The organism is Bradyrhizobium sp. AZCC 1678, assembly GCF_036924765.1.
Classification (GTDB): domain Bacteria; phylum Pseudomonadota; class Alphaproteobacteria; order Rhizobiales; family Xanthobacteraceae; genus Bradyrhizobium; species Bradyrhizobium algeriense.
In genome coordinates, this window is the sequence record NZ_JAZHSE010000001.1 from 2976510 (window position 1) to 2988621 (window position 12112).

A 12112-nucleotide genomic window follows, 5' to 3' on the forward strand; every position below is an offset into this window, starting at 1 on the left:
TTCAACCCGCCGTAATGCGCGGATCGAGCCGCGCATAAATGAGGTCGACGACGAAGTTCACGATGATGACGAGCAGCGCGGAGACGAACACGATTCCGAGCAGTGTATTGAGGTCGCGCTGCACCACCGATTCATAGGCGAGGCGCCCGAGACCCGGCAGTGAGAACACGCTTTCGACCACTACCGATCCGCCCAGCATGGTGCCCGCCTGCAGCCCGATCAGCGTCACCATCGGCAACAGCGCATTGCGCAGCACGTGCCGCGTCACCACGCGCGTCTCGTCGAGGCCCTTTGCACGTGCGGTCCGGACATAATCGAGGTTGAGCACTTCCAGCATCGAGGCGCGCATGATGCGCAGGTAAATCGCCAGAAAGATCAGCCCCAGCGTCAGCGTTGGCAGCACCAGATGGCTGGCGATATCGAAGACGCGCCAGATCCCGGTCCGCACCGTGCCGATGTCCTCGAAACCGCCCGGCGGCAGCCATTGCAGGTAGACCGAGAACACGACAATGGCCATCAATCCAAACCAGAACGAGGGCGTGGCGTAGAAGATCAGGCCGAGCGTCGAGATCAGCGTATCCGGCCAGCGGTTGACGCCGCGGGCGGCGATCACGCCGAACACGAGCCCGAAGAAGAACGCGAACGACAGCGACGCCGTCATCAAGAGGATCGTCGGCGGCAGCCGTTCCAGAATGACCGAGGCCACCGGCTTGCCGTAGATCGAGGAGAAGCCGAGATCGAGCCGCACCAGCCGCCACAGATAATTGCCGAGCTGGGCCGGGATCGAGAGGTCGAGCCCATAGAATTTTCGCAGCTCCTTGGCGGTCGCGGCGTCGCCGCCGCCCATCTGCGCCATCATGGCGTCGACGGTATCGCCCGGCGCGAACTGCAGCAGCAGAAACACGCCGATCAGGATCAGTATTAGGGTCGGGATCGAGGCGGCCAGCCGCCGCCCCGCAAGGCCAAGGATGCGCATACACCTATCTTGTCGGATATCGGGTTAAGCCGAAAGCCAAAGATCGTGCCAGCTCGTCGAGCCCCAGCGCGGGGTGTTGGAGTGGTTGCGTGCCTTCGCCGTAATCGTGGTGACGAAGATCTGCTCGATCGGCATCCAGACCGGGAGCTCCGTATTCACTTCCTTGACGAACTGGGCGTAGAGCGCCTTGCGCTTGGCCGGATCGACTTCGGTCGCGGCGTCGTCGATGGTCTTGTCGACCGCCTTGTCTTCCCAGCCCCACTGGTTGGTCCAGGGCGCGCCCTTGGGCTGGCCCGAGCGATACCAGACCGTGGTCGAGACGGCGGGATCGTTGCGGTACTGGTGCCAGCCGGTGGCGAGATCGAAGGCATGTTCGTCATAGACCTGCTTGAGGAAGCCGCCGCCGTCGTTGCGCACGATATCGACGGGGATGCCGATTTCACCCAGTGACTGCTGGATGAAGGTCGACCACAGCGAGATGTCCTCACCCCATGGCGCGGGAAGCAGTTTGACTGAGAAGCGCGTGCCGCCACGGGCTGCCTTGAAGCCGGCTTCGTCCAGCAGCGCTGCGGCCTTGGCCTTGTCGTACGGGTATTGCGGCGTGTTCGCACCCGGATAGAAGTCGGCCGAGGTCGAGGGGATCGGCCCGGTGCCGAGCTTGGCGAAATCGCCGAGAAAATTGTCGATGAAGAACGGCACGTTGATCGCATGCGCGATCGCGCGGCGAACCCGGATGTCGGACATTTCCTTGCGGCGGAAGTTGAACTCGAGTGTATTGGTGCGCGCGTTGCCTTCATTGCCCTTGGTGGAGACGATGAAGCGCTTGTCCTTGCCGAGCCGCGCGAGATCCGAGATCGTCAGCCCGGAGAACGGCGAGTAATGCAGTTCGCCGGCCTCCATCTGTGCCGCAGCCGCAGCGCGATCGGTGATCACGCGCCAGACGATCCGGTCGAGATAGGGCGCATTGGGGCGCCAATAGTCCGGGTTACGGTCGGCGATGACATATTGCCCGCGCTCATATTTGACGAACTTGAACGGGCCGGTGCCGACGGGAGCGAGGTTGGTCGGGTTCTGGCGGATATCGCCGCTCTCATAAAGGTGCTTGGCCGAGATGTAGCCGAGGTCGGGCAGGGCGCGGAGCAGCAGGTTCAGCGGCATCGGCCGCTCATACCTGAAGATCGCGGTCTCGGCGTCCGGCGTTTCGACCGCGGTCAGGAAGAGCTGCAGCGTCGATCCGTAATTGAGGATCTTCTTCCACATGTTCATGGCGGTGAATTCGACGTCGGCCGAGGTGAACGGCTTGCCGTCGTGCCAAGTGATGCCCTTGCGCAGCTTGAACGTCACCGTCTTGCCGTCGGGCGAGGCCTCCCAGCTTTCCGCGAGCACGCCGACCGGCTGGCCGTTGGCGTCGAGATCGACGAGGTTTTCCTGGATCTTGCCGCCAATGATGTAGACGCCGGTGGAAGCCTGGATGCTCGGATTGAGCTGGCGCTGCTCGGCGCCGTAATGGACGTTGAACACGCCGCCCTTGCGCGGGGTTTCCTGGGCAAAGGCCCGCATCGGATTGATCACGTTGGCCGCGATGGCCGCCGACGTCAGCAGCGCGGTGCGGCGATTGATCTCAAGGCGCGTCAAATCCATGCGAAGTCTCCAGACACACTATTGATGGCGAACCGTTCACGCGTCCGCCTTGCGAGGGATGTTACGATGGAACGGGAACGCGAGTCATTTTCTAATCGCGATGTGAAGCGGAAAATCCTTCCTGAAAACAACGTGCTCAGCGCGTCATCGGCCTGCTCGTTTTCTCGCTAGGGTGCGAAATCAAGGCCCGTCAGAATAGAGGCACGGGCTGCCCGGCAGTCTGAGATTGTCCGGAAAGGGGCCCTCAGGAGTGGCGGAATCCCCCTAAAATAAGGCTCCGCACGGCTTCGGAGGCCTAAAAACCAGCCAAAATTGGACGAATCAGTGCAACTCGATTAGCGAGATAGTTGTGCAGAATGTCGGAAACCCTGTTTTTTAGGCGGTTTCCGCCATATCGTCGCCTGTGCCAGAATCAATGGAGCAACCATGGCTACCCAAATGTCTAAGTCGCAGCTGATCGAGAAGATCGCGACCACCACCGAAGTTTCGAAGAAAGAGGTCAAGGGCGTGATGGAAGCGCTCGTTGACGTCGGCCACAAGGAGCTCAAGAAGAACGGGGTATTCCTCGTCCCCGGCTTCGCAAAGTTCGTCGTGGTCAAGAAGCCCGCGACCAAGGCTCGGAAGGGCACCAACCCCTTCACGGGCGAGGAAATGATGTTCAAGGCCAAGCCGGCCCGCAAGATCGTCCGGGCCCGCCCGGTCAAGGCCGCCAAGGACGCGGTTTAAGAATCTCTCTCTCCCCGTTCTTCACGGGGTCGAGACGAGCGAAAGCTCGCTCTTAGAGGGTTGGGGTGAGGGGCTGCCTCCGCAACTTCGCTAGCAGAGGTGCTCGCGGAGAGTCCCCCTCACCCGAAATTCGCTAGCGCGAATTCGACCTCTCCCCGCACGCGGGGCGAGGTAACCTCAGTGTGCCGCGCCGTTTGCGCCCGGTCCCGCTACACCACCGGCGAACGGCCGCCATCGACATTGATGGCCGTGCCGGTGATGAACGATCCCTGCTCGGAGGCGAGGAAGCAGGCCAAATTGGCGAATTCCTCCGCCGTGCCGATGCGCCCCAGCGGGATACCCTTGGCGAGGTTTTTGGCGAACACCTCAAAATCCATGTCGGCGCCTGCGCCGCGTGCCGCTTCACCCACTGATCGCTCATGATCAGGCCGACCAGCATGGCATTGACCAGGATGTTGTGCTCGCCGCCTTCGCCAGCCATCACCTTGGTCAGCGCCATGCCGGCCGCCCGCGATACCGAGGTAGGCGCCGAGGATGCCACCGGCGCCTTGGCGTAGGTGTTGAGCACGTTGATGATGCGGCCCCATTTGCGCGCCTTCATGCCCGGCCAGACCAGCCTGGAGAAACGGATCGCAGCAAACAGTTTGAGGTCGAGGTCTTCCTGCCAGGCTTCGTCAGAGATGTTTTCGAACGCCATCGTCCGCGCCGTGCCGGCGTTGTTGACGAGAATATCGACCGGGCCGAGATCGGTTGTGATCTTCTCATGCGCCTTGGCAATATCTGATGCCTTCGAGACATCGCAGATATAGTCGCGAACCGCGAGGCCTTCCTTGGCCAGCAATTCCCGCGCGGCTTTCAGGTCCTGCGCGCCGCGCGCCAGCATCGCGACCTTGGCGCCCGAGGCGGCGAACTGCCGTGCGACGGCGAGCCCGATTCCCTTGCTGCCACCGGTGACGACGGCGACGCGATCTTTCATCGTGACTTGCATGGTGTTCTCCCGGTCGCGGTCTTCCCTGCCGCTGGTTGAGCCGACGCCGATGATCGGCCGATAATGCCATCTTGGTTCCGCGGGCCGGCATGATCAAGCGGCCTGCGGGTGAGGGCAGGTTCGCGCTTCACGCATCGAAGGGCCGGATCGCGCCGCTCGCGGGCGATGACGAGCCCGTGAGTGCCGGAAATACCATCCGGTTCGGAAGGCGTCTTGAAAAAGGATTTTTCCCGTTTGCCACCGCCGGGAATGGCATCGTTGCTATTTTCGGAAACGTCTTGCGGGCCGAGGTGGCCGGGCCGAGATCAAACAGAACAAACAATGGAGTCCAGGAGACCACCATGGGCCTGCAACAAGCAAAACTCGAATCGCTTCCCTTCGTCACCGCCGAGCTGAACTATCTCGCGCCGACCCCGGGAAAGCCCCGCACGTACGCCTTCGATCCGCCGCCGGGCGAACCCAAATCCACCGCGCTGCCTGAACCGCATAACGTCCCGATCTTCGATGCTCGCCTGATCGCCGGCAACCTCTCCTTGGACCGCGAAGGCTTTGCGTTGGTGCGCCATCCCACCATCGTCAAGGATTTCTACGACGACAAGGAAGTGAGGAGCGTCTACTACCCCGCCGTGGAGGCCTTCCTGAAGGCGACGCTCAAAGCCGACCGCGTCTTCATCTTCGACCACACCGTGCGCAAGCGCGTCGATGGCGCCGCCGATATCAGGGGCGCCGGACCGCGGCAGCCGGCCACGCGGGTCCATGTCGACCAGACCGACATCTCGGGTGCCAACCGCGTTCGCGAGCACCTTCCCGACGAGGCCGACGAACTCCTGAAGGGGCGCGTGCAGGTCATCAATGTCTGGCGGCCGATCCGCGGTCCCTTGCGCGATACGCCGCTTGCGATGTGCGACGGCCAGACGGTGGAGGCGGGCGATCTCATAGCCTCCGACCTGATCTATCCGAACCGCAGCGGCGAAACCTATTCCGTAAAATACAACCCGAACCATCGCTGGTACTACATCCCGGAAATGAGGACCGACGAGGCGTTGCTGCTGAAGTGCTACGATTCCGCAACCGACGGCCGCACGCGGTTCGGGCCGCATACCGCTTTCACCGATCCGACCACGCCCGCCGACGCGGCCCCCCGCGAGAGCATCGAGCTGCGGACACTGGTGTTCCACAAGAGTTGATCGGGCAGTCTCGCCGGATTCGCGTTCCCACCCTGTTGGTGATACCTCGCGCCCCCAAGACAATTTTGGGCGAGACGGCTTATGGACGGCAAGGCCGATGACGCGGATAGCAACATCCGCGCGCTGATTCGGCGGTGGCGATGGCGGTATCGCGCTGGTCCCGAAACAGCCGGCGGCGCCTGCCGACCCGTCTTCGCGGCCTGATCGCGCTGTCGCTGGTGTCGCTCGCGGCCTCGCTGGTGCTGCGGGGATTGTGGGGCGGCCCATGGCTGATGGAGATCAAGGCGCTCAGTCGCATCGAGGCGGGCAATATGCTCGGCCCGTTTACGCTCGCGCTGATCGCAGGCCCCGTGCTGACGGGGATTCTCGATCGCTGCATCGGCCATCGCCGTGAAGTGTTGGCCGCCACGCATTGCCTTGCCGCGTTGCTGCTCGCGCTGATGGCCGCCGGCGCGCCCCATTATCCGCTGTCCGAACTGCTCGGCGTGAAGGCCGTGCCGGTACAAATCGACGGCGCGCTGTTCGTCCTGATCGGCATCGCCATCTCGACGCAACCCTTGCTCTACGGCATGACGCGGCAACTCGTGGACGCGCAGAATGCCGGCAAGGCCTTGTCTGCGATCAATCTCGCCTTCTTCCTCGGCGCCGCGCTGATGCAATCGACGATCGGCATTGTTGCGAGGATCTTCGGGCTCCCCGCCGTGCTGCTATTCATGGCCGCGACCTTGATCGTCGGAACGATCGTGTTTCTGATATATACTAGGACGGGTAGAGCCAACGGGTCGCGCGAATGCGCGCCCCGTTGGCTCTACTCGTCCTGCCGGCTATGGGTCTGCCCCAACATTTGAGTTCAACAACCGGATTTTGCGCGCTATCATCACTTCCGCTGGGTTGGCGTCACAAGCTTCCGCGAGCTTGGCTTTCGAGGCCATGTCGATGCAAACAACAACAAAAGCCAGACGTATTGTATCGTTTCTCGCCGCCGCGCTGGTATGGGCTTCAGCGGCCACGCAGCCGGTCCACGGCGCTGGCGTTACCGACACCGAAATCCGCATCGGCAACATCATGCCCTATACCGGGCCGCTGGCCGCTTTCGCTTCGATCGGAAGGGCGGAGGCCGCCTATTTCGACATGATCAATGAGCGCGGCGGCATCAATGGGCGCAAGATCAGGTTCATCTCCCGCGACGACAGCTCAAATCCGAGAACGGCGGTCGAGCACACCAGTGAACTGGTCGAGCAGGAGCGCGTGCACCTGATGTTCGGATCGTTCGGCACGCCGAGCAACCTGGCGACGCGAACCTATCTCAACGAGCGGAGCATCCCGCAGCTCTTTGTCGCTTCCGGCGACGAAGAGTGGGCGCACCCGAAGCGATTTCCGTGGACGATGGGCTGGCAGCCGACCTTTCGGGCCGAGGGGCGGATTTATGCCAATTACATCCAGGCCGCCTATCCAAGCAAGAAGATCGCCGTGCTGTGGCAGAACGATCAGTTCGGCCGCGATCTGTTCCGGGGATTGCAGGAGGGGCTCGGCCTCACCGCCAACATGATCGTGGCCGACATCGCCATTGATGCGGACATGTCAATCGATAGCCAGGTTGACATCCTCAAGAACTCCGGGGCCGACGTGCTTGTGCTCAATTGCGCGCCGCCGATCTCGGCGCGTGCCATCCGCAGAGCGGCCGAGCTGGATTGGCATCCCGTCCTACTGCTGGTCAATGCGGCAGCTTCGATCGCCAACGCGCTGCGACCGGCGGGGCTTCAGAACGCCGTCGGCGTAATCTCCACCTCGTTTCTGAAGGATGCCAGCGACACCGCCTGGAAGGAAGATCCCGCCATCAAGGGGTGGCTCGCGTTCATGGACAAATATTATCCCGACGGCGACAAGGAGGATAGCTACGCCATCTTCGGCTACGCGGCGGCCGAAACCCTGGTCCAGGTGTTGACCCAGTGCGGCGACGACCTGTCGCGCGAGAACATCATGCGGCAGGCGGCGTCGCTGAGGAATTACCAGAGTCCGGTCGTGCTTCCGGGAATTGTGATCAACACCGGTCCGGCCGACTTCCACCCGATCAAGCAGATGCGGCTGGTGCAGTTCGACGGCAACACCTGGCAGCCGATCGGCGACGTGATCGAGAGCGCGTTCGCGAGCGCGCCGAATGATAACTGAGCGCGGGCATCGTTCCTTCCCAGCCCTGAGAGCGTAGGGTAGGCAAAGGCGCGTTTGCGCCGTGCCCACCATCTATCCACACGCGTTGCCGGGAATGGTGGGCACGCTTCGCTTTGCCCACCCTACGAAGTCTGAGCGCGCGCCTACTTCTTCTGCCCGTAATTCAGCAGCCCACCCTGGCTCTTCGGCGGATGGGCGCGCAGGCCTTCCTCGTTGGGTTCGGTGCCCCAGCCCGGGCGGTCCGGCATGATGAGATGGCCGTCGACGATCTCAGGCACGTGCGTGAACAGCTCGTGGTCCCACGCGAGCCGGTCGATGTCGGTTTCCATGATGCGCAAGTTCGGCACGGCGGCCGAGAAATGTGCGTTCATCATGGTGCAGAGATGGCCGTAGAAATTATGCGGGGCGACGTTGACCTCAAAGTGCTCGGCGGCGGCGGCGATCTTCATCGATTGCCAGACCCCGTTCCAGGGCGTGTCGATGATGGCGACGTCCATTGCCTGTTCGTTGAAGTAGGGCAGGAACTCGCGCAGGCCCAGCAGCGTCTCGCAGGATGATATGGGGTGCGGGCTCTGGCGGCGGATGTAGCCGAGCGCCTGCGGGTTGAAGGTGTCGATCTCCACCCAGAACATATCCATGTCCTTGATGGTGCGCAGGATCTTCAGATAACCCTCGGTCCTGGCGTTGAAGTTGAGGTCGAGCAGCAAATCGACATCGGGCCCGGCGCCGTCGCGGATCGCTTCCAGATGCATGCAGAGGTTTCGCAGCACCGTGCGATCGACGTTGATCTCGGGCTCGAACGGCGAGCCGAAGCCCGGCCGCCAGCCCTGCGGCTTGCCGTCGGTGTAGACGAAGATGTTGGTCTTCATCGCCGTAAAGCCTTTTTCGCGCACCTCGTTGCCGATGGATTTGACGCCGTCGAGATCGGTAATCGCAGGCTTGAACCAATCGGGATGATTGATGCGCCAGGTCGCGCAATGCGACCAGTAGACCCGGATGCGGTCGCGGATCTTGCCGCCGAGCAGCTCGTAGCAGGGCACGCCCAGCGCCTTGGCCTTGACGTCGAGCAGCGCGTTCTCGATCGCCCCTAACGCCAGCGCCACCACGCCGCCGGCGGCCGGCCGCGTCGCGGCAAACAGTTCCGCGTAAATCCGCTCGTGCTGGAAGGCGTTCTTGCCGACCACGCGCGCCCCGAGACGCTCGATCGCCGCGGTCACGCCCGGCGCGCCAAAGCCCTCGTCGTACTCGCTCCAGCCGACGATGCCGTCCTCGGTCAGGATCTTGACGAAGTGATAGTTGCGCCAGCCGGCGTCGCAGGCGAGCGTTTCGACGCTTCTTATGGTGGTGGCCTTTTTCATGTTTCCTGCCCTAGGCTTGTTGTTGTCGTTGGCCGATAACAACAATGATTGGCGGGGCCCGTCAATCGCAGGACAGCGCATAAGGCAGAGCATGGCCTGCATGGTTCGAGACGCGCGGCGTTGCCGCGCTCCTCACCATGAGGGTTTAACCTTCCGCCCAGTCCCAGACCTCATCCTGAGGAGCGGCGCTTGCGCCGCGTCTCGAAGGATGAAGCCACCGACGGTGCAGGAGGCTAAGCCGCCGGCGGAAACAACGTGGGCTTCCGCCGCTCGAACACCTGCCGCCCGTTCTTGAAGCCCATCAGCATGTCGGGCAGTTCCGCAATCGCGTTTGCGCCGCTGTCCGTATCGAGAATGATCAGGTCCGCCGGGTTGCCCGGCCCGATGCCGTAATCCCGCAAGTTCATCAGCCGCGCCGGCAGCTCGGTGACGAGGTCGAGGCAGGCGTCGAATTCGCTGATACCGGCATGTGCGACATTGGCGTAGAAATTCGCCATCCGCAGCAGCGAGGCGTCGCCGAACGGCGTGAACGGATTGAGCACATTGTTGGTCGCGACCGAACACAGCACGCCACTTTCGACGAGCTTGTGCGCTACCGTCAGCCCGCGTGGCGCATTATGCGTGGCGTCGCGGCCCATCAGATAGAGATCGGTCGCGGGCAGCACGGTGACGGCGACCCCCGATTTGACCAGCCGCACAGCGGCGGCCTTCAGGCGCTCCGGCGGCAGCGCCGACAATTTGGTGGCGTGACCGATCGCTACGCGGCCCTGGTAATTGCGCCGTTCGGTCAGCCGGCAGACCTCTTCGAGATGCCACCACGACGGATCGAGATCGAAGTCGAGATGCAAATCGATATCGACGTCGAACTCCTGCGCCAGACCGAAGATTTTTTCGAGATGCGCGTTCGGATCGGTGTCCATATAGGGACAGCCGCCGATCGCCTCGCCGCCGTCGCGCAAGGCCGCAATCAACAGCGCTTCGGCGCCGGGATCGTTGGTCAGCCCTTCCTGTGGAAACACGCAGACCGAGAGATCGAGCGCCCAGGCATAGTCGCGCTTCAGCGCCTTCACCGCCTCGAAGCCGCGCAAGCCGATGCGCGGATCGATCTCGACATGGGTGCGCATCCGGGTGGTGCCGTGCACGATGGCGCGCTCGATCACTTTTGCGCCGCGTGCGTAGACGTCCTCGACCGTGAATTCGCGCTTCATGGCCGCGACCGCGGCGATGGCCTCAGCCACGCTGCCATGGTCGTGGCCGCAGCGGCCGAGCAGGCAGGCTTTATCCAGATGGATATGGGTATCGACGAAGCCGGGCAGGGTGAGCTTGCCGCCGACCTCGATCTCGGCCGCTTCGCAGGCGAGCCGGGGTTCGATGGCGGCGATCCGCCCGCCGGCCACGCCGATATCGACCGGGGTGGCCGAAAACCGGGTCCTGGCGTTGCGGAAGATCAGATCAAAGGCGGTTTTTGTGTTCATCGCGCAGCGGGGTTGGAGGATTCCTCACCCTAACGGAAGGGCGTTCCCGAGGCAGCTCCAGATTGTGTGCAGTTTTGAGGCCGTATTGTTCAAAATATATGCATGCAATTTAGAGGCTCGATTGTAGAGTCCGGCCGTCAGGAGAGATCGCCATGTCCATTGCCGCCAAAGCCGACCCCAAGAACGACGTCAAGGAAATGTCTGATGCCGAGGTGGTCGAGGCCTATCTCACGGCGTCGATGATCCCGGACCCCGAGGCGGCCGCCGCCTACATGAAGCCCGGCACGATCATCACCTTCACCGGCGGACGCGCGTTCGATCATCCGCGCGGGCCGACCGGCTTCAACGCGCGGCGCTATCGCTGGGTCAAGAAGCAGATGGACCGTTTCGACGTCTGCCCCGGCGCGGACGAGACGATCGTCTACAGCATCGGCACGCTCTATGGCGAGTGGCTTGACGGCACGCCGTTCGAAGGCAACCGCTACGTCGACCGCTTCGTGGTCAAGGGCGGCCAGATCGTGAAGATGGACGTCTGGAACGACAGCGCCGAGCGCATTCTGGTGCAGATGGGGATCGAGGCGTGAGGCTTGCCATCGGGGCTTTCATCCTTCGAGACGCGCGCTATGCGCGCTCCTCAGGATGAGGTTTTGGATCCTCATGGTGAGGAGCGCGGCAACGCCGCGCGTCTCGAACCACGAGGCCACCGGCGTTGCCACAGGGAAATGCTACCTCGCCCTGACCACCTTCGGCATCTTCACCACGCGACCACCGTCGCCTTCCTCCGCATAAGGCGCCAGAATATCCAGCAGATCGCGGCCGCGCTGCGGGGCAGGGGCTACCAGTGCGCGATTGGCCACCGAATCCAGGTGGCTGTGCATCAGGCTCATCACCTTGGCTTCGTCGCCCTTGACGAGTGCGGCGATGATCGCGCGGTGCTCGTTGATCGCGCACTCCGATGAATGCGGGCGGCTGTAGAGCGACAGCGTCAGGCAGCAGCGGTAGGCGACCTCGCTGACGTAACGCACCAGGATCGGGCTGTTCGTCATATTGGCGAGCAGGATGTGAAATTCCGTCGCGAGCCTGATCGATACCGCGTCCGAACCGTCGCGGGCGCGGTCCTCGGCGTCGACATGGGCGTTCAATTCGGCGACCTGGCTCTTGGTCAGCTTGCCGGCGAGCTGGCGCACGACGAGGCGCTCGAGCTCGATCCGGATGTCAAAAGCATCGCGCGCTTCCTGCCAGCTCGGCGTCGCCACCACGGCAATCCGGTTGCGGCGAAGCTCGACGAGGCCTTCCGCCGCCAGTTGTCCCAGCGCATGGCGGGCGATGGTGCGGCTGACGCCGAAGCGTTCGCCAAGCGAATCCTCGGGCAGCTTCGCGCCGGGCTCCAGCGCCTGCTCGATGATGGCGCGGCGAAGCGCGCGGCAGATCATGCCGACCTTGTCGGACGGTACGGCTGACTTGCTGGCGGAGCGAGGCGCCATCGGCGAATCCCTGAGACGTGCTTCGAATGGCGCTCTCTTATCACAATTGTGTAGCAATTGAGCGCCTCAATTGCATGCAGTTTGAGGGCGAATTGCACAAAAGGAATC

At 62.9% G+C, this 12112-nt stretch carries 11 protein-coding genes and 1 pseudogene; 5 read left to right on the forward strand and 7 right to left on the reverse strand.

The genetic code is table 11. The features are described 5' to 3' along the window. Position 1: 1 nt before the first annotated feature. Together V1294_RS14180 and V1294_RS14185 are read right to left on the reverse strand one after the other, a co-directional pair. Entirely contained in the window at positions 2-976 is a 975-nt protein-coding gene (locus V1294_RS14180; RefSeq protein ID WP_108514700.1) for an ABC transporter permease, read from the reverse strand. A gap of 24 nt (positions 977-1000) precedes the next feature. Continuing rightward, positions 1001-2617 (reverse strand): ABC transporter substrate-binding protein, encoded by a 1617-nt coding sequence (locus tag V1294_RS14185; protein WP_334482898.1) that lies wholly within the window; start codon positions 2615-2617, stop codon positions 1001-1003. 426 nt (positions 2618-3043) lie between these two features. Here V1294_RS14185 and V1294_RS14190 point away from each other — a divergent pair, with 426 nt between their 5' ends. After that, complete coding sequence (locus V1294_RS14190; RefSeq protein WP_027536409.1) at positions 3044-3343, forward strand: HU family DNA-binding protein; 300 nt, start codon at positions 3044-3046, stop codon at positions 3341-3343. 209 nt (positions 3344-3552) lie between these two features. Here V1294_RS14190 and V1294_RS37995 read toward each other — a convergent pair whose 3' ends face one another. Together V1294_RS37995 and V1294_RS38000 are read right to left on the reverse strand one after the other, a co-directional pair. After that, positions 3553-3720 carry an SDR family oxidoreductase gene (locus V1294_RS37995; RefSeq protein ID WP_442895443.1) on the reverse strand — a complete coding sequence of 56 codons (168 nt, stop codon included), beginning with the start codon at positions 3718-3720 and terminating at the stop codon, positions 3553-3555. Positions 3721-3800: 80 nt separating this feature from the next. After that, positions 3801-4331, reverse strand: a pseudogene (locus V1294_RS38000) (SDR family NAD(P)-dependent oxidoreductase); the annotation flags it as partial. Positions 4332-4672: 341 nt separating this feature from the next. Here V1294_RS38000 and V1294_RS14200 point away from each other — a divergent pair. From V1294_RS14200 to V1294_RS14210, 3 genes are all read left to right on the forward strand, one after another. Next, positions 4673-5518 carry a CmcJ/NvfI family oxidoreductase gene (locus V1294_RS14200; RefSeq protein ID WP_334497905.1) on the forward strand — a complete coding sequence of 282 codons (846 nt, stop codon included), beginning with the start codon at positions 4673-4675 and terminating at the stop codon, positions 5516-5518. A 140-nt stretch (positions 5519-5658) separates the two neighbouring features. Then, the gene (locus V1294_RS14205) at positions 5659-6366 is read left to right on the forward strand and encodes an MFS transporter (RefSeq protein ID WP_442895339.1); all 708 of its coding nucleotides are present in this window, start codon (positions 5659-5661) and stop codon (positions 6364-6366) included. Between the two features lie 88 nt (positions 6367-6454). Continuing rightward, positions 6455-7687: an ABC transporter substrate-binding protein gene (locus V1294_RS14210; protein WP_334497907.1), complete on the forward strand. Its 1233-nt coding sequence runs from the start codon at positions 6455-6457 to the stop codon at positions 7685-7687. Positions 7688-7830: 143 nt separating this feature from the next. On the opposite strand, the gene V1294_RS14215 is transcribed toward V1294_RS14210, so the two are convergent. Continuing rightward, positions 7831-9045: a mandelate racemase/muconate lactonizing enzyme family protein gene (locus V1294_RS14215; RefSeq protein WP_334497908.1), complete on the reverse strand. Its 1215-nt coding sequence runs from the start codon at positions 9043-9045 to the stop codon at positions 7831-7833. A 233-nt stretch (positions 9046-9278) separates the two neighbouring features. Further along, a complete protein-coding gene (locus V1294_RS14220) occupies positions 9279-10520 on the reverse strand; it encodes an amidohydrolase family protein (RefSeq protein WP_334497909.1) in 1242 nt (413 codons plus the stop codon). Between the two features lie 152 nt (positions 10521-10672). Here V1294_RS14220 and V1294_RS14225 point away from each other — a divergent pair, with 152 nt between their 5' ends. Further along, a complete protein-coding gene (locus V1294_RS14225) occupies positions 10673-11104 on the forward strand; it encodes a nuclear transport factor 2 family protein (RefSeq protein WP_334497910.1) in 432 nt (143 codons plus the stop codon). A gap of 141 nt (positions 11105-11245) precedes the next feature. Here the strand turns inward: V1294_RS14225 and V1294_RS14230 are convergent, their stop codons facing one another. Next, positions 11246-12004, reverse strand: coding sequence for a GntR family transcriptional regulator (locus V1294_RS14230; protein WP_334497912.1), 759 nt, complete (start codon positions 12002-12004; stop codon positions 11246-11248). Positions 12005-12112 lie beyond the last annotated feature (108 nt).

Coding starts and splice junctions, on each gene's coding strand:
- V1294_RS14220 (WP_334497909.1), bottom strand. CDS start 10,520: ATGAACACAAAAACCGCCTTTGATCTGATCTTCCGCAACGCCAGGACC.
- V1294_RS14190 (WP_027536409.1), top strand. CDS start 3,044: ATGGCTACCCAAATGTCTAAGTCGCAGCTGATCGAGAAGATCGCGACC.
- V1294_RS14215 (WP_334497908.1), bottom strand. CDS start 9,045: ATGAAAAAGGCCACCACCATAAGAAGCGTCGAAACGCTCGCCTGCGAC.
- V1294_RS14210 (WP_334497907.1), top strand. CDS start 6,455: ATGCAAACAACAACAAAAGCCAGACGTATTGTATCGTTTCTCGCCGCC.
- V1294_RS14205 (WP_442895339.1), top strand. CDS start 5,659: ATGGCGGTATCGCGCTGGTCCCGAAACAGCCGGCGGCGCCTGCCGACC.
- V1294_RS14225 (WP_334497910.1), top strand. CDS start 10,673: ATGTCCATTGCCGCCAAAGCCGACCCCAAGAACGACGTCAAGGAAATG.
- V1294_RS14185 (WP_334482898.1), bottom strand. CDS start 2,617: ATGGATTTGACGCGCCTTGAGATCAATCGCCGCACCGCGCTGCTGACG.
- V1294_RS14230 (WP_334497912.1), bottom strand. CDS start 12,004: ATGGCGCCTCGCTCCGCCAGCAAGTCAGCCGTACCGTCCGACAAGGTC.
- V1294_RS14200 (WP_334497905.1), top strand. CDS start 4,673: ATGGGCCTGCAACAAGCAAAACTCGAATCGCTTCCCTTCGTCACCGCC.
- V1294_RS37995 (WP_442895443.1), bottom strand. CDS start 3,720: ATGGATTTTGAGGTGTTCGCCAAAAACCTCGCCAAGGGTATCCCGCTG.
- V1294_RS14180 (WP_108514700.1), bottom strand. CDS start 976: ATGCGCATCCTTGGCCTTGCGGGGCGGCGGCTGGCCGCCTCGATCCCG.